The 14,366-nt window shown below is 67.0% G+C and carries 17 protein-coding genes; 13 read left to right on the forward strand and 4 right to left on the reverse strand.

The annotated features are described in order from the left end of the window. The first annotated feature begins 147 nt into the window (after positions 1 to 147). From ACSHZY_RS13890 to ACSHZY_RS13940, 11 genes are all read left to right on the forward strand, one after another. Complete coding sequence (locus ACSHZY_RS13890) at positions 148 to 1,080, forward strand: VOC family protein (protein ID WP_435170077.1); 933 nt, start codon at positions 148 to 150, stop codon at positions 1,078 to 1,080. Between the two features lie 28 nt (positions 1,081 to 1,108). Further along, complete coding sequence (locus ACSHZY_RS13895) at positions 1,109 to 1,708, forward strand: nitroreductase family protein (protein WP_435170079.1); 600 nt, start codon at positions 1,109 to 1,111, stop codon at positions 1,706 to 1,708. A 127-nt stretch (positions 1,709 to 1,835) separates the two neighbouring features. Next, a complete protein-coding gene (locus ACSHZY_RS13900; protein ID WP_435170081.1) occupies positions 1,836 to 2,411 on the forward strand; it encodes an alpha/beta hydrolase in 576 nt (191 codons plus the stop codon). A gap of 4 nt (positions 2,412 to 2,415) precedes the next feature. Continuing rightward, positions 2,416 to 3,102, forward strand: coding sequence for a pirin family protein (locus tag ACSHZY_RS13905; protein ID WP_435170083.1), 687 nt, complete (start codon positions 2,416 to 2,418; stop codon positions 3,100 to 3,102). Between the two features lie 7 nt (positions 3,103 to 3,109). Next, entirely contained in the window at positions 3,110 to 4,690 is a 1,581-nt protein-coding gene (locus tag ACSHZY_RS13910; protein WP_435170084.1) for an MFS transporter, read from the forward strand. 4 nt (positions 4,691 to 4,694) lie between these two features. Then, positions 4,695 to 5,621, forward strand: coding sequence for a pirin family protein (locus ACSHZY_RS13915; RefSeq protein ID WP_435170086.1), 927 nt, complete (start codon positions 4,695 to 4,697; stop codon positions 5,619 to 5,621). 280 nt (positions 5,622 to 5,901) lie between these two features. Then, a complete protein-coding gene (locus ACSHZY_RS13920) occupies positions 5,902 to 6,207 on the forward strand; it encodes a PAS domain-containing protein (RefSeq protein WP_435170087.1) in 306 nt (101 codons plus the stop codon). A 138-nt stretch (positions 6,208 to 6,345) separates the two neighbouring features. After that, entirely contained in the window at positions 6,346 to 6,756 is a 411-nt protein-coding gene (locus tag ACSHZY_RS13925) for a hypothetical protein (protein ID WP_435170089.1), read from the forward strand. Between the two features lie 38 nt (positions 6,757 to 6,794). Continuing rightward, a complete protein-coding gene (locus tag ACSHZY_RS13930) occupies positions 6,795 to 6,950 on the forward strand; it encodes a hypothetical protein (RefSeq protein WP_435170091.1) in 156 nt (51 codons plus the stop codon). Further along, entirely contained in the window at positions 6,940 to 7,260 is a 321-nt protein-coding gene (locus ACSHZY_RS13935) for a hypothetical protein (protein ID WP_435170093.1), read from the forward strand. Before ACSHZY_RS13930 ends, ACSHZY_RS13935 begins: the two co-directional genes overlap by 11 nt. After that, the gene (locus ACSHZY_RS13940) at positions 7,221 to 7,988 is read left to right on the forward strand and encodes an ATP-binding protein (protein WP_435170095.1); all 768 of its coding nucleotides are present in this window, start codon (positions 7,221 to 7,223) and stop codon (positions 7,986 to 7,988) included. The genes ACSHZY_RS13935 and ACSHZY_RS13940 overlap by 40 nt, the downstream gene beginning before the upstream one ends. 23 nt (positions 7,989 to 8,011) lie before the next feature. Here ACSHZY_RS13940 and ACSHZY_RS13945 read toward each other — a convergent pair whose 3' ends face one another. Next, positions 8,012 to 9,010, reverse strand: coding sequence for an NAD(P)/FAD-dependent oxidoreductase (locus ACSHZY_RS13945; protein ID WP_435170097.1), 999 nt, complete (start codon positions 9,008 to 9,010; stop codon positions 8,012 to 8,014). A 209-nt stretch (positions 9,011 to 9,219) separates the two neighbouring features. Between ACSHZY_RS13945 and ACSHZY_RS13950 the strand changes: the two genes are divergently transcribed. Then, positions 9,220 to 9,957 carry a pseudouridine synthase gene (locus tag ACSHZY_RS13950; protein ID WP_435170099.1) on the forward strand — a complete coding sequence of 246 codons (738 nt, stop codon included), beginning with the start codon at positions 9,220 to 9,222 and terminating at the stop codon, positions 9,955 to 9,957. 66 nt (positions 9,958 to 10,023) lie between these two features. Here ACSHZY_RS13950 and ACSHZY_RS13955 read toward each other — a convergent pair whose 3' ends face one another. From ACSHZY_RS13955 to ACSHZY_RS13965, 3 genes are all read right to left on the reverse strand, one after another. Next, positions 10,024 to 10,725, reverse strand: coding sequence for a TIGR04290 family methyltransferase (locus ACSHZY_RS13955; RefSeq protein WP_435170100.1), 702 nt, complete (start codon positions 10,723 to 10,725; stop codon positions 10,024 to 10,026). 115 nt (positions 10,726 to 10,840) lie between these two features. Then, the gene (locus tag ACSHZY_RS13960) at positions 10,841 to 11,866 is read right to left on the reverse strand and encodes a fatty acid desaturase (protein WP_435170102.1); all 1,026 of its coding nucleotides are present in this window, start codon (positions 11,864 to 11,866) and stop codon (positions 10,841 to 10,843) included. Positions 11,867 to 12,053: 187 nt separating this feature from the next. Continuing rightward, positions 12,054 to 13,214, reverse strand: coding sequence for an ROK family transcriptional regulator (locus tag ACSHZY_RS13965; RefSeq protein WP_435170104.1), 1,161 nt, complete (start codon positions 13,212 to 13,214; stop codon positions 12,054 to 12,056). A gap of 116 nt (positions 13,215 to 13,330) precedes the next feature. On the opposite strand from ACSHZY_RS13965, the gene ACSHZY_RS13970 reads away from it, so the two are divergent. Next, a complete protein-coding gene (locus ACSHZY_RS13970) occupies positions 13,331 to 14,350 on the forward strand; it encodes a sugar ABC transporter substrate-binding protein (RefSeq protein ID WP_435170106.1) in 1,020 nt (339 codons plus the stop codon). Positions 14,351 to 14,366 lie beyond the last annotated feature (16 nt).

Here is a 14,366-nt window from a genome sequence, read left to right on the forward strand (position 1 = left end):
CGTCACCCGCGCCACGTCCGAAAGGGCGTGGCGCTTTTCGTTTCGCCCCCACCATTGCGCCAATCGCAATGGTGAATGCCGAACGCGTGGTATTATCATCAACGCGGGAAAGGCGCATCTTTGGGGCAACGCATCAGGAGACACACCATGACCCTTCCCATCAACGGCCTCCACCACGTGACCTCCCTCGCCTCGGACCCGCAGTCCAACAGCGACTTCTTCACCAAGACGCTGGGCCTGCGCCGCGTGAAGAAGACGGTCAATTTCGACGCGCCCAACGTGTATCACCTGTATTACGGCGACGAACGGGGCACGCCCGGCACCGTGATGACCTACTTCCCCTTCCCCCACATCGCCCCCGCCCGCCCGGGTGTCGGAGAGGTGGGCGAGACCGTCTTCGCCGTCCCGAAAGGCTCGATGGGCTTCTGGACCGAACGTCTGACCGGGCTGGGCGTCCAGGGCATGGTCCAGACGGACGCCTTCGGTGAAAAGCGCCTGCGCTTCCTTGGCCCCGATCAGGACGCGCTGGCCTTGGTGGAGGTGGAGGGCGATCCGCGGCAGGGCTGGACCTCCGGCGGCGTCGGCACGGCCGAGGCGGTGCGCGGCTTCCGCGGCGCGAGCCTGCGCCTGCGCGACGCGGGCGCCACGGCCGAACTCCTCCGCTTCATGGGGTATGAGGAGCGGGAGCGGGACGGCTCCGTGATCCGCTTCGGCGTGGCGAACGGCAACGGCGCCGACATCATCGACATCGAAACGCTTCCTGGCGCCGAACATGCCGAACAGGGCGCGGGATCGGTGCACCACATCGCCTTTTCCGTCCCCGACCGCGCGTCGCAGGACGAGGTGCGCAAGGCGCTGGTGGACACCGGCTGGCAGGTCACGCCCCCCATTGACCGCGACTATTTCTGGGCGATCTACTTCCGTACGCCGGGCGGTGTGCTGTTCGAGGTGGCCACCGACGCACCCGGCTTCGACCGCGACGAGGACCTCGCCCATCTTGGCCAGTCCCTGAAGCTTCCCCACCAGCACGAGCCGCTTCGCGCCCGTCTGGAACACCACCTGCAGCCGATCACCGACTGATCGCGCGCAAAAAGAACCGGAGACGACCATGACATCCACCCTGATCCCCCTGCTGCGCCAGCGGCGTTCCCAATACGCGCTTGGCAAGACCCTTGCCCTGCCGCAGGCCGAGGTTGACGCCCTGATCCGCGAAACCATCCGGCTGACCCCGTCGGCCTTCAACTCCCAAAGCTCCCGCGCGGTGATCCTGTTCGGGGACGCGCACCTGAAACTGTGGAGCATCGTGAAGGAAACGCTGCGCGCCATCGTGCCGGCCGACAACTTCGCGGGCACCGACGCCAAGATCGACAGCTTCGCCGCCGGCGCGGGCACGGTCCTGTTCTTCGAGGATCAGGACGTGGTGGCCAAGCTGCAGCACGACTATGCCGCCTATGCCGAGAACTTCCCGATCTGGTCCGAACAGTCGGGCGGCATGGCGCAGCTGGCCGTCTGGACCGCGCTGGCCGAGGTGGGCATTGGCGCCAGCCTTCAGCACTACAACCCGCTGATCGACGCGGAAGTGGCCGCAACCTGGGGCCTTCCCGCGTCCTGGAAGCTGCGCGCGCAGATGCCCTTCGGTTCGAACGAAGCCCCGTTCGGCGAAAAGACCTTCATGAACGACGCCGACCGATTCCACACCTTCAGCTAAGGTTCTAACCGTTGCATAATGCGCAACGGTGAATGACGAAATCAGGTCATTCCCATCAACAATCGTTCAGGCCATCCTGTTCCTGCGGAGGGCCTGAACACTTCGCCCAGATCATGGGACAATCATCATGCACAGCTTCATCACATCGGGTTCGCCCCTGATCTTCGCCTTCCACGGCACGGGCGGGGATGAACACCAGTTCGTCACCCTGGTCCGCGACCTGTGGCCGGGCGCGGGCCTTGTCGCGCCCCGGGGCGAGGTGTCGGAACACGGTGCCAACCGCTTCTTCCGGCGCTCGGGCGAAGGCCGCTACGACATGGCCGACCTTGCGGTGCGGACGGACAGGATGGTGGAGTTCGTGCGCACCCACCGGACGCCCGGCGTACCCGCTTATGCCTTCGGCTATTCCAACGGGGCGAACATCCTCGCCTCCATGTCCTTTGCGGTGCCGGACCTGTTCGACGGGATCGCGCTGCTGCACCCGCTGATCCCCTTCACGCCGCCCGAACAGGCCGGCCTTGCGGGACAACGCGTGCTGATCACCGCCGGCCGTCACGACCCGATCTGCCCCAGGCCGCTGACCGACGCGCTTGCCGGTTACTACCGCCGCCAGAACGCCGACGTGACGCTGCACCTGCATGACGGCGGCCACGAAATCCGGGCAGCCGAGATCGACGCCCTTCGCACCGCCTTCAAGGAGTGATCCGATGTCCATCCTCATCCACGGAAACATGAGCCGGGGCCGCTCGCGCAAGGGCTGGGCCGACGCCTTCCACACCTTTTCCTTCGGGGAGTTCAACGATCCCACCCGTCCCGGCTTTGCCCGGCTGCGCGTCCTGAACGAGGACACGATCGTGCCCGGCGCGGGCTTTGCCCCGCACGACCACGCCGACATGGACATCCTGACGCTGGTCCTGTCAGGGACCATCCGGCACGAGGACAGCCTTGGCAACGTGGCCGAAATCGCGCCCGGAGAGATGCAGTTGATGCGCGCCGGATCCGGCGTCACGCATTCCGAGATGAACGCCTCGGACACCGAAGCGGCGCATGTGCTGCAGATCTGGCTGATCCCCGACGCGCGGGGCGGCACGCCGGCCTACCAGTCGGCCCCGCTGACGGAAGGGCTGCTCGCCTCGGCCAGCGGGCCGCTGGTGCTGGGATCGGACACGCGCCTGTCGCTGCTGCGCCCGAAGGACGGTGACGTGACGCGGATCGAGGTGGCCGAGGGCCGGGCCGTCTTCGTTCACCTGGTGGAGGGGCTGGCCCGCATGGAGGGCGAACGGATCGTCGGCGGCGACGGCCTTCAGCTGACCGAAACGCCGCCCGACCTGCACTGGCAGACCGACGGGATTGTGCTGGTCTTCGACATGCCCCTGTCCTATCCGGCTGCGTGAGGGTGCCATGACCGCGATCCCGCACACCCCCGCACCCTCCGGCGCGTGGCGCCCCTTTGCCCAGACCGCCTTCACCGTGCTTTGGGTGGCCACGGTCGTGTCCAACATCGGCACCTGGATGAACGATGTGGGCGCGGGCTGGCTGATGACGAACCTCGCCCCCTCGCCGCAGGTCGTGGCGATGGTGCAGGCGGCGACGACGCTGCCCGTCTTCCTGTTCGCGATCCTTGCGGGGGCCGTGGCCGACATCGTGGACCGCCGCCGCCTGCTGCTGGTCGTGAACGTCTTCCTGTCGGTCGTGGCCTTCGCGGTCGCGGCGGTCGTGCAGGCCGGGGCGATGACGCCGGTCCTTTTGCTGATCTTCACCTTCCTTCTGGGCAGCGGCGCCGCCTTCATCGCGCCGGCCTGGCAGGCCATCGTGCCTAAGCTCGTCCCGCGCGAGGATCTGACGGCGGCCGTCGCGCTGAATTCGATGGGCATCAACATCAGCCGCGCCATCGGGCCTGCGGTGGCGGGGATGCTGATCGCGGCCTTCGGCCTTGTCTGGCCCTTCGCCCTGAACGCCCTTTCCACGCTGGTGGTGATCGCGGCGCTGATCTGGTGGAAACCCGCGGCCGAACCTGCACGCGCCCTTCCCGCCGAACACGTGATCGGAGGCATGATCGCGGGGCTGCGCTATGCCGCCCACACGAAGCCGCTGCGGCTGGTTCTGGTGCGTGCGGCGGGCTTCTTCCTGTTCGCCAGCGCCTTCTGGGCCATGCTGCCGCTGGTCGCCCGCAACGTTCTGGGCGGGGGTGCGGGGCTGTACGGCGCGCTTCTGGCCGCCGTGGGCGTGGGCGCCGTGGCCGGTGCAGTGCAACTGCCGCGCCTTCGGGCGAAGCTGGGGCCGGACCGGACCGTGATCGCCGGCACCGTCGGCACCGCCGTGGCGCTGGTGACGCTGGCCGTCGTGCCCGGCCATCTGCCGGCGCTGCTGGCGGGCCTTGTGGCCGGCGCGTCCTGGATCGCCGTCCTGTCCAGCCTGAACGTGGCCGCGCAGGCCGCCCTGCCCGACTGGGTGCGGGCGCGGGGTCTGGCGATCTACCTTACCGTCTTTTCCGGCGCGATGTCGGTGGGCAGCCTTGGCTGGGGCACCGTCGCCACCCACGCCTCCATCACCACGGCGCTGCTGGTGGCCGCGGCGGGCGTGCTGCTGGCGATCCCCGCGACCCTTTGGGCCCGCCTGTCCGGCTTGCGCAAGGATCACACCCCCGCCCACAGCTGGCCGCAGCCCGACGCCACCCCGGCGAACGACGCGCCCACGACGATCTGGATCGCCTATGACGTGCCGGTGGACCATCACGCGCACTTCGTCACCCTCATGCAGGAACAGAAGGCCAGCCGCCGCGCGCATGGCGCCTATGGCTGGGTGCTGCGGCAGGACACCGCCACGCCGACGCGCCTGTACGAGTCCTGGCACGAGGCGTCCTGGCTGTCGCACCTGCGCCACCACGACCGCGTCAGCGTCAGCGAACAGGCGCTTCAGGACCGTATCCGCGCCCTGCTGACCGCCGCCCCCCAGATCCATCACACCATCGGAAAGGCTTGAAAGCATGAGCTGGAACCCTACCCAGAATCCCGATTGCCCCGAAACCCTCGACAGCATCGAAACGCTGATCATCCCCCGCGCCCGCGATCTGGGCGGGTTCGAGGTGCGCCGCGCCCTGCCCGCGCCCCAACGCCAGATGGTCGGCCCCTTCATCTTCTTCGACCAGATGGGCCCAGCCGAGTTCCTGACCGGCGGCGGCATCGACGTGAGGCCCCACCCGCATATCGGCCTTGCCACCGTGACCTATCTTTACAAGGGCGAGTTCCATCACCGCGACAGCACCGGCGCCGACCAGATGGTCTATCCGGGCGAGGTGAACTGGATGATCGCGGGCAACGGCGTGACCCATTCCGAACGCACGAGCGAGGAGATGCGCACAAAGCCCGGATCGCTCTTCGGCATCCAGACCTGGGTGGCGCTGCCCGAACAGGCCGAAGATCAGGCCGCGAGTTTCGAGCATCACGGGCAGGACGCGCTGCCCTTCCTGGAGGAAGGCGGCAAGCAGGTCCGCCTGATCCTTGGGTCGGCTTGGGGCAAGACGGCGCCGGTGAAGACCTTCACCGACACCTTCTATGCCGACGTGGTGCTGGCGGCGGGCGCGAAGCTGCCCCTCCCCGACAACCACGAGGATCGGGGCGTCTACATCACTGAAGGATCGATCACCGTGGCGGGCGACAGGTTCGAGGCCGGCCGCATGATGGTCTTCCGTCCCGGCGACCACATCACCCTGACCGCCGGCGACCGCGGCGCCCGACTGATGGTGCTGGGCGGCGAAACGCTGAACGGTCCGCGCTACATCTCGTGGAACTTCGTGGCCTCGTCGCAGGAACGCATCGACGCCGCGAAAGAGGCGTGGCGGCAGGGGGATTGGGCCCATGGCCGCTTCCAACTACCGCCGGGGGACAATGCGGAGTTCATTCCGCTGCCCTGAGGATCGCCCGGCGTGACGTGCGGCGTTCGGCGCGATCATCGATCTTCCTCGGCACGCCCTCGCAACGCTTGTGCGCGAGGTGACCGAACGGTCTTGGGCGCATATCGAACGGGTTCGCGGCACGGCGGGCCTGAAGGCCAGCGAAACGGCCCTTCGCAAGCTGAACACGGACCTGTAATGTCAGGCGATCGAGCGGACGCACTTGGCAGATCAGCCCCGATCTGATGGGGGCGCTGAATTCCAAGGCTATCTGCAAGCGTTCAACCCCGCATGGACGACGATGCTGGGCTGGTCGGAAGCCGAAGTCACGCGCATGTCGGTCTGGGAGATGGTGCACCCCGACGATCTGGACCGGACACGGTCGATCTTCGACCTGACCTTGTCCGGGCAACCCGCGCTGCAATTCCCGAACCGGTTCCGCTGCAAGGATGGCAGCTACCGCTGGATCTCGTGGGCGGGGGTGCGGAAGGGGATCCGGTCTACTGCACCGGCCGTGACATCACCAAGGAGCGGCAGCGCGACGCCAACCTTTCGGCCCGCACGGCGGAACGGGATCAGCTTTGGGAGCTCAGCCCCGATTTGCTGACCATGGTGGATTATGATGGCGGGCTTCTGCGGGTGAACCCGGCCTGCCGGCCATGACGAGGAGCGTCTGCTGACCCGGCCCTTTCACGAACTCCTCCATCCGGACGAGATCCCCTTCATCACCGCGCTTCTGGCCGACATGAAGGCCCGGCGGCAGCCCATGATGGTGGAGGACCGGCTTCTGGCGGCGGTCGGCACGTGGCGTTCCTTTGTCTGGACGCTGTCCCCCGAGCCGGAACGGGACGTGATCTACGGTATCGGACATGACGTCACCGGGGAACGGGCGCAGGCCCGGACCCTCGCCGGCCGGAGGGCAGAGTGCGACCAGCTTTGCACCCTGTCCGTCGACATGCTGGCCCATGCCGATTGCAAGGGGCGGATGCTGTCCGTCAGCCCCGCCTGGTCCCGCGTGTTGGGCTGCACGGAAACCGGAGTCCTGAACACCCCCTATGCCGGCCTGATCCACACCGGGGATCTGCAGCCGACCCTGACCATCCTGGCCCGCATGGGCAAACGGACAAGCCGGTCGAATATGAAAACCACATCCTGACCCGCACCGGCGACTACAAGCGGATCGGCTGGACGGTCGTGCCCGATCCCGCCGGCACGACCTTCGTCGCCGTCGGCCGGGCCCTGACGGAGGCAAAGGTGCGCGAACGCGATCTGGAGCAGGCGCGCCGCGCCCTGCGCCAAAGCCAGAAGCTGGAGGCCCCTGAGCCAGTTGACGGGCGGCGTGGCCCATGACGTCAACAACCTGCCGATGGCGGTCATGTCGAACCTGGAGCTGCTGGAAAAGCGGGTCGGCGGAGACGCCCGGCTGATCGACGGGGCAATGCAGGGGGCGCAGCACGAGGCGACCCTGACCCAGCGGACGCTGGCTTTCGCCCGGCGACAGGAACTGACGGTGGGGCCGCACAGCCTGCCCCGTCTTGTGGAACGCGCGGAAGATCTTCTGCAACGTTCGGCGGGAGGCCATATCGAGCTGAAGCTGGATCTTGCCCGCCCCGTCCCCCTATGCTGGTGGACGACAACCAGTTCGACCTGGCCTTGCTGAACCTCGTCCTGAACGCCCGTGACGCGATGCCCGATGACGGCACCATCACCGTCGCGGTGGATCATCGCCTGGCCCCGGAGGATCCGTGGGCGCCCGCCCATGGCTATGTCTGCCTGACCGTGAAGGACGACGGGCAGGGCATAGACGAGGACACGCCGGAAAAGGCCACGCAGCCGTTCTTTACGACGAAGGGGGTCGGCAAGGGCAGCGGGCTTGGCCTGTCCATGATCCACGGGCTGGCCTTGCAGATGAACGGCCGGCTGCATCTGCAAGGCCGGCTGGGCAAGGGAACGACCAGCGAATTGTGGCTGCCCGCGACCGACGCGAACCCCGTGCAGGACCCGCCCCCGGCCGAAACTGCGTCGGCGGAGGACGGCCCCCGTTCCCTGCGCATCCTGATGGTCGACGACGACGCCCTGATCTTCATGAGCAGTGTCGACATGCCGGAAGACCTTGGCCACATCGTGACCCCCGTCTATCCCGGCGCGAAGGCGCTGGAGATCCTTCAAACGGAGCCGCCCTTCGACCTGCTTATCACCGACTTCTCCAAGGCGAAGATGCACGGCGGCCAGTTGGCGGCGCGGCAGCTTTTCCCGGACCTGCCCATCCTGCTGGTGACCGGCTATGCGGAGCTGCCGGAAAAGAACGACCTCCGGCTGCCGAAGCTGTCGAAATTCCATCAGCAACACGACCTTCAGGCCGAGATCGGGAACGTGATGCGGCGGTAGCGTCCGGCCTTCATGGCCCGGCGTCAGGACCCTTCCGCGCGGGCGCGGGTCGGCCATTCCGGCTCATCCTCCGTCGGCAGTTCGCAGCGGTTGTGGATGTCCGTCGCCGCCACCGCCGCATGGCCCATCCCGACCACGATCTGGCTGAGGGCGCGCACCACGTCCCCCGCCGCGTAAAGCCCCGACACGCTGGTGCGGTTGTGGTCGTCGACGATCAGCGCCCCCGCCTCGTCATGCTCCGCCCCCAGACCGATGGCCAGATCGGACCGGATCTTGATGCCCAGGGCGGAATACAGGATGTCGAAGCGATGCTCCGTGCCGCTTCGGGTGCGGATGGCCAAGATGCGGTGCCCATCCTGATCCAGCGCGGCGATGGGCTCCTCCACCACCTTGATTGCGTGCTCCTTCACCTTCTCGCGTCCCGCCTTGTCAAGGTTCATCCCTTGCCCAAGCGTCAGCAGCGTCACGTCGCGGGAATAGGTGCGGGCCAAAAACACGGCCTCGCCCAGCCCACGGTCGCCATGGCCGATGACCGCGATCTTGCGGTTCCTCGCCTCGTACCCGTCGCAGATGGGGCAGTAGCGCACGAGGCCGCGCTGGATCGCGTCGGGAAGATCGGGCAGATCGGGCTCGATGTCCACGGCGCCGGTGGCCAGCAGCACCCGGCGTGCCCGCACCTCCCGCGCCTTTCCCGTGGCGCATTGAATCTCGGCCGTGAATCCGTCCGCCCGCTTGTGCAGCGCGGACACGTGGCCCTTCAGGATATGGGGGCCGTATTGTTCCACGCTGTCCCGCTGACGGGCGAGGATGTCCGGGCCACCGATGCCTTCGGCGAACAACGGGATGTTGTGGCTGGTCGGGATCCACGACGCCCGGGCCTGCCCGCCGTCCACCACAAGGAAACGCCGGTTGAACCGCGCCAGATACAGCGCCGCCGTCAGCCCCGCAGGGCCACCCCCGACGATCAGGCAGTCGAGGCGTTCTTCGTCCGTCATCGTCATCGACCTCTTCCCCGGGCTCATCACCGCGTTCCTTCCGTTGCAAAGCCCTGCCCTTGGCGGGTGTTCCCTCGCCTTCGCGACATACGCCCGGTGCGGAGATGCCCGGTCACCGGACGGAAGCGTTGACACCGCGCCCGACTGCCCGCATCTCTCCGCCTGCAAAAACGCCGTTCATCCCGTTTGCGGGGTCACGCGATGACCCGCCTTGCGGGCTGATGGAGGAACCGAAGTTGACCGCCAAGATCCCGACCTCCCGCGTCGACAGGCTCCTTTCCTCCATGGGTTATGGCTCGCGGGCCGAGATGGCGCGCATGGCGAGGGCGGGCGGCATTACCCTGGACGGTGTTCGCCTTCCCAACGTCACAAAGCGCATCCCGGTCACCAGGGATCTGCCGACCCGCATGAAGATCGCCGGCGAGGCGCTGGATCCCGTGGCCGGGATGGTCCTCCTTTTGAACAAGCCTTTGGGCATGACCTGTTCGCACAAGGAAGCGGGCCCCTTGGTGTATGACATCCTGCCCAAGCGCTGGAAGCGGCGCGATCCGGCGATCTCGACCATCGGGCGTCTGGACAAGCAGACCTCCGGCCTTCTGTTGCTGACCGACGACGGGGACCTGCTGCACCGCGTCATCAGCCCCAGGCGCCACGTCCGGAAGGTCTACCATGCGACGCTGGCCCGCCCCCTCAGGGGCACCGAGGCCGCGCTGTTCGCCTCGGGTGAGCTTATGCTGGAGGGCGAGGACAAACCGCTGGCGCCGGCGGACCTGGACGTGATCTCCGCCACCGAAGCCCGGCTGACGGTCACCGAGGGCCGGTATCATCAGGTGCGCCGCATGTTCGCTGCCACCGGCAACCACGTGGAGGCGCTGCATCGCGAGCGTTTGGGCGGCCTGTCCCTGCCGGACGGGCTGGCCCCCGGTCAGTGGACGCTGCTGAGCGAGGACGAGATCGCCCTGATCTTTCAGTAAACGCACGCGTCTGGATATGTTCTCCCCTCCTGCCCCTCGGCTCAGGCAGGGCGACATGGCACGCCCTCAGGCGAGGCCGCAAAGATAGACTTCGCGCTCGGGATGCTCGATCACGCGGAAGCCCGCGCTGCGCAGCATCGCCTCCATCCCCGCGCGGTTCGGCACGAACCAGTTGGTGGGATCCCCGGCATAGCGCCGTTCGATGAAATACAGCAGCGGGACGTCCGGCCCCTCGAACGGGGTGCTGTCGTTGAAGTCGTAATCCTCGGCAATGGCCGCCACATGGTCCGATCCCCGTTGCATGGACTGGAACAGCAGGCGGTCGCCCACCACGTGTTCGCGGATAATGTCCAGCGCCAGAAGGGGATGACGAAGGTGATAAAGCACCCCCATGAAGATGACGAGGTCGAAGCGTTCCCCCAGCGTCGGCACATCGTAGACCGACATCTGCCGGAATTCGATGGCCGCGCCCTCCACCTCGGCCGCCAGCCGGGCCTGCGCCAGATAGCGCGGATCGCTGTCGACCGCCACCACGCGATCCGCCCCGCGACGTGCCATCTCAAGTGCATAGAAGCCCGCGTTGCACCCGATGTCGAGCACCGTCATGCCCTGCATGTCGTCCGGCAGGATGTGGCGGAAGCCCGCCCACTTGAAGCTCGGGTAATCCCCCAGGAAGTGATTCGGAGCGGTCTGCACGCCGCCCAGCCTGAGATTGTGAAACCACGGCGCCAGATCCTCGATCCGGCTCTTCAGGTTTTCATTGTCCATACGCGCTCGCCTTTGTCGTCCACGGATCGGACGCGGCTCCCTTCCGGAAACCGCGCCCGTTCGTGTTACATAGGCCGAAGGCAGCCTCTGGCCCGTCGGCGTCTGCCTGGACCTTTCAGGCCGTCTCCGGCCGGACACGCGCGTCGGCAAAGGACACCAGCTTTCTCCGGTCTTCGTCCCACAGGTGCAGCCCAAGGGTCGCGAAGCTTTCGCGGATGGTCAGCCGCTGCGCCTCGGCCAGTTCGCGGTGATCGCGGATCACCTGTCCCAGGCGGTAGAAGGGGATGCGCGAATAAAGGTGGTGCACATGGTGGATGCCGATGTTCCCCGTCAGCCACCGAAGCGGCTGCGGCAGAACGTAGTGCGAGCTTCCCTCAAGCGCGGCATGGTGCAACTGCCAATCCTCGCCCGCGGCCCAGTGGGTTTCCTCGAACTGGTGCTGCACGTAGAACAGCCAGACCCCCACCGTCGCCGCCACGAGGGAGGTGGGAAGGAAGACCAGAAGCAGGGGTGTCAGGCCGCCGAACCACGCGACCACCCCCAGAAGGCCCGCGATCACCGCGTTGGTGCCCATGGCCGAGCCCCAATACCGCCATCCCGACTTCATGAGGCCGAGAGGCACCCGGTTCTGCAAAAGAAACAGGTAGCCCGGCCCCAGCACGAACAGCGTGATCGGGTTGCGGTACAGCCGGTACATGAGACGCCCCCATGCGGAAAGGGCGTCGTATTCCTTGACGGTCAGCGTGGTCACGTCACCGATTCCCCGCTGGTCAAGGTTGCCGTGGCTGCCATGGTGGATCGAATGGGTGCGCCGCCACACGGCATAGGGGGTCAGGGTGAAGACGCCCATGATGCGGCCCACCCAGTCCTGCGCCGTCCGGTTCGGAAGAAACGCGCCATGCCCGCAATCGTGCTGGATGATGAACAGCCGGACAAGAAACAGCCCGTTGATCATGGCCAAAGCCGCCCCCAGCCAGAAACTGACGGCCAAGGCCTTCCAGGCCAGAGCCCACAGCACGAGGAAGGGCAGCAGCGTCACCGCCAGTTCGAAAAGGCTGCGGCGGGTGGACGGCTCGCGATAGCGGGCCAGAACACTGAGCCACTCACGCGCCGTGCGGGGTGGAGGAGGCGTATCTAACATCAAGGGGTGTCGCTGTCCTGCAGGGAACTCAGGGGGGTATTTACCATAGGAAGGCAAAGAACAACCACGCTGATCTGTCGAGGGCAGGACGAATTGCCGCGTCGCACCCGCGCAGCCATGGGCGCTTGTCTTGAAACCTGCCTCGTCAGGCGACGGCAGGTCGTCATCGCGGCGTTCCGCGGGGATCTCAGCGTTCCGAATAAAGCACGCGGTGATCCACGAAATACCGCGCGAAGAACGGCAGGCTGGCCGAGCCGACCTCGCGCGCCGTGCGGCCGATTGTGCCTTCGGCCACCCGGATCGGGGTCAGCCCCCGCTGGTCCAGCCGTGACAGCGCGGCCGCGGTGGCCTGCACAAGCCGCGCGCGGATCGCGGGCGGGAAGCTGCCGTCGATCACCGCCGCCTCGAAATCATAAACGGCCAGGGCCGCGACGATGGCGCAGGCCAGACCCTCCGCCGCGCCGTCGATCCACCGGTCCAGCAAGGCGCCCAGCGACGTCCAGTGCGACCCTTCATGCCACAGGTCCCCATGATCAAGACCCGCCGCGCGCACCGCCCGTTCCAGAAGATGGATGGAGGAGGCGTCGATCAGCTGCCGCACCCCGCCCTTCCCGTCCGGCACCGGAAGGGAGCCGAGCGCCCCGGCATTGCCAAGCCGCCCGGGGATCAGCCGACCGCCCATCACGATCCCCCCACCCACGAAGGCGCCGACGAAGAAGTAGACAAAATCCGACGGCACCTCCTTGCCGAAGGCCTGTTCGGCCCCGCAGGCCGCCGTCACGTCATTGGCCAGGAACAGGGGCAGACCCGTCGCCCGCGCCAGATCGTCGGTGATATCCTCGTGCCGCCAGTCCTTGTCGGCGCCCCAGGCCCAAAGATCGTTGGGCTGCGCCACGCCCAGCCCCGCGATCCGCGCCCGCTCCTCCTCCGGCAGGACGCCGGAAAGGTCGCGGGCGGCTTCGGTGGCGAAGGCCAGCACCTCGGTCCGGAAGGGTTGCGGATAGAAGATGGCGCGGCGCTCCCTCACCGTGCCGGTGAAGTCCATCAGCACCATTTCGGACGTGCGGCGCCCGATCTTCAACCCCAGCGAGAATGCGCCGCGCGGGTTCAGCGACATGGGCACCGAAGGCTGCCCCACCCTCCCCTTGCGTGGATCGCCGGCCAGCACCAGCCCGTCCGCCACTAAGGCCCGCATGATGACCGAGGCCGTCTGCGGCGACAGGCCGGACAGCCGGGCGATATCGGCCTTGGCCAGCTCCCCATGCCGGCGGATCAGCGACAGCACCACGCGTTCGTTGTGAATGCGAACGCCCGCCTGATTGGATCCCCTGATCGCCGCGCCCGTCATTCATGGCCCCCCTGCCAATATATAAATCGGAATGATTTATTATTGACAAGCTTCTTTCCGATGGCGTTACATCGCCCTGCGGGCCCGGGAGGGGCCAATCCTTGGGAGGGGATCGCATGAAATATCCGCTGATCGCATTGGGCGCGACGGCGCTGGTGGCGTTGTCGTCGCCGGTTCTGGCGCAGGACGCGACGACCGTCTGTCTGATCACCAAGACCGACACCAACCCGTTCTTCGTGAAGATGAAGGAAGGGGCCGAGGCGAAGGCAGAGGAACTGGGCCTGAACCTGCAATCCTATGCCGGCCGCGTCGATGGCGACCACGAGGCGCAGGTGCAGGCTGTCGAAAGCTGCATCGCGGCGGGCGCCAAGGGCATCCTGATCACCCCGTCGAACACGCAAGCCATCGTGCCCGTGCTGAAGCAGGCGCAGGATGCGGGCATGATCGTGATCGCGCTGGACACGCCGCTGGAGCCGGCCGAGGCGGCGGACGCCACCTTCGCCACCGACAACTTCCGCGCGGGCGTGCTGATCGGCGAATGGGCCAAGGCCAAGATGGGCGAAGATGCGGCGGACGCCAAGATCGCGTTCCTTGACCTGACGCCGTCCAACCCTTCGGTCGCCGTTCTGCGCGATCAGGGCTTCATGCAGGGCTTCGGCATCGACGTGAAGGACGAGAACGTGGTGGGCGATGAGGAGGACGACCGCATCGTCGGCCATGACGTGACCAACGGGAACGAGGAAGGCGGCCGTCAGGCGATGGAGAACCTGCTGCAGCAGGACCCGTCGATCAACCTCGTCTACACCATCAACGAGCCCGCCGCCGCCGGCGCCTACGAGGCGCTGAAGGCCGTCGGCATGGAAGGCAACGTGACGATCGTGTCGGTCGATGGCGGCTGCCCCGGCGTGCAGAACGTCGAGGAAGGGATCATCGGCGCGACCTCCATGCAATACCCGCTGAAGATGGCCGCCTTGGGGGTCGAGGCGGTGGCCGAATTCGCCAAGTCCGGCGCGATGCCCGAAGCGTCCGAAGGCCTGACCTTCACCGACACCGGCGTCGATCTGGTGACGGACGCGCCGGTGGACGGCGTGGACTCCATGACCTCGGCCGACGCCAAGGCCCAGTGCTGGGGCTGAGGCCGCAAGGGGATCA

Source organism: Falsirhodobacter sp. 1013 (assembly GCF_051195255.1).
GTDB lineage: Bacteria > Pseudomonadota > Alphaproteobacteria > Rhodobacterales > Rhodobacteraceae > Falsirhodobacter.

Coding starts and splice junctions, on each gene's coding strand:
- ACSHZY_RS13890 (WP_435170077.1), top strand. CDS start 148: ATGACCCTTCCCATCAACGGCCTCCACCACGTGACCTCCCTCGCCTCG.
- ACSHZY_RS13895 (WP_435170079.1), top strand. CDS start 1,109: ATGACATCCACCCTGATCCCCCTGCTGCGCCAGCGGCGTTCCCAATAC.
- ACSHZY_RS13900 (WP_435170081.1), top strand. CDS start 1,836: ATGCACAGCTTCATCACATCGGGTTCGCCCCTGATCTTCGCCTTCCAC.
- ACSHZY_RS13905 (WP_435170083.1), top strand. CDS start 2,416: ATGTCCATCCTCATCCACGGAAACATGAGCCGGGGCCGCTCGCGCAAG.
- ACSHZY_RS13910 (WP_435170084.1), top strand. CDS start 3,110: ATGACCGCGATCCCGCACACCCCCGCACCCTCCGGCGCGTGGCGCCCC.
- ACSHZY_RS13915 (WP_435170086.1), top strand. CDS start 4,695: ATGAGCTGGAACCCTACCCAGAATCCCGATTGCCCCGAAACCCTCGAC.
- ACSHZY_RS13920 (WP_435170087.1), top strand. CDS start 5,902: ATGCTGGGCTGGTCGGAAGCCGAAGTCACGCGCATGTCGGTCTGGGAG.
- ACSHZY_RS13925 (WP_435170089.1), top strand. CDS start 6,346: ATGAAGGCCCGGCGGCAGCCCATGATGGTGGAGGACCGGCTTCTGGCG.
- ACSHZY_RS13940 (WP_435170095.1), top strand. CDS start 7,221: ATGCTGGTGGACGACAACCAGTTCGACCTGGCCTTGCTGAACCTCGTC.
- ACSHZY_RS13945 (WP_435170097.1), bottom strand. CDS start 9,010: ATGAGCCCGGGGAAGAGGTCGATGACGATGACGGACGAAGAACGCCTC.
- ACSHZY_RS13955 (WP_435170100.1), bottom strand. CDS start 10,725: ATGGACAATGAAAACCTGAAGAGCCGGATCGAGGATCTGGCGCCGTGG.
- ACSHZY_RS13960 (WP_435170102.1), bottom strand. CDS start 11,866: ATGTTAGATACGCCTCCTCCACCCCGCACGGCGCGTGAGTGGCTCAGT.
- ACSHZY_RS13965 (WP_435170104.1), bottom strand. CDS start 13,214: ATGACGGGCGCGGCGATCAGGGGATCCAATCAGGCGGGCGTTCGCATT.
- ACSHZY_RS13970 (WP_435170106.1), top strand. CDS start 13,331: ATGAAATATCCGCTGATCGCATTGGGCGCGACGGCGCTGGTGGCGTTG.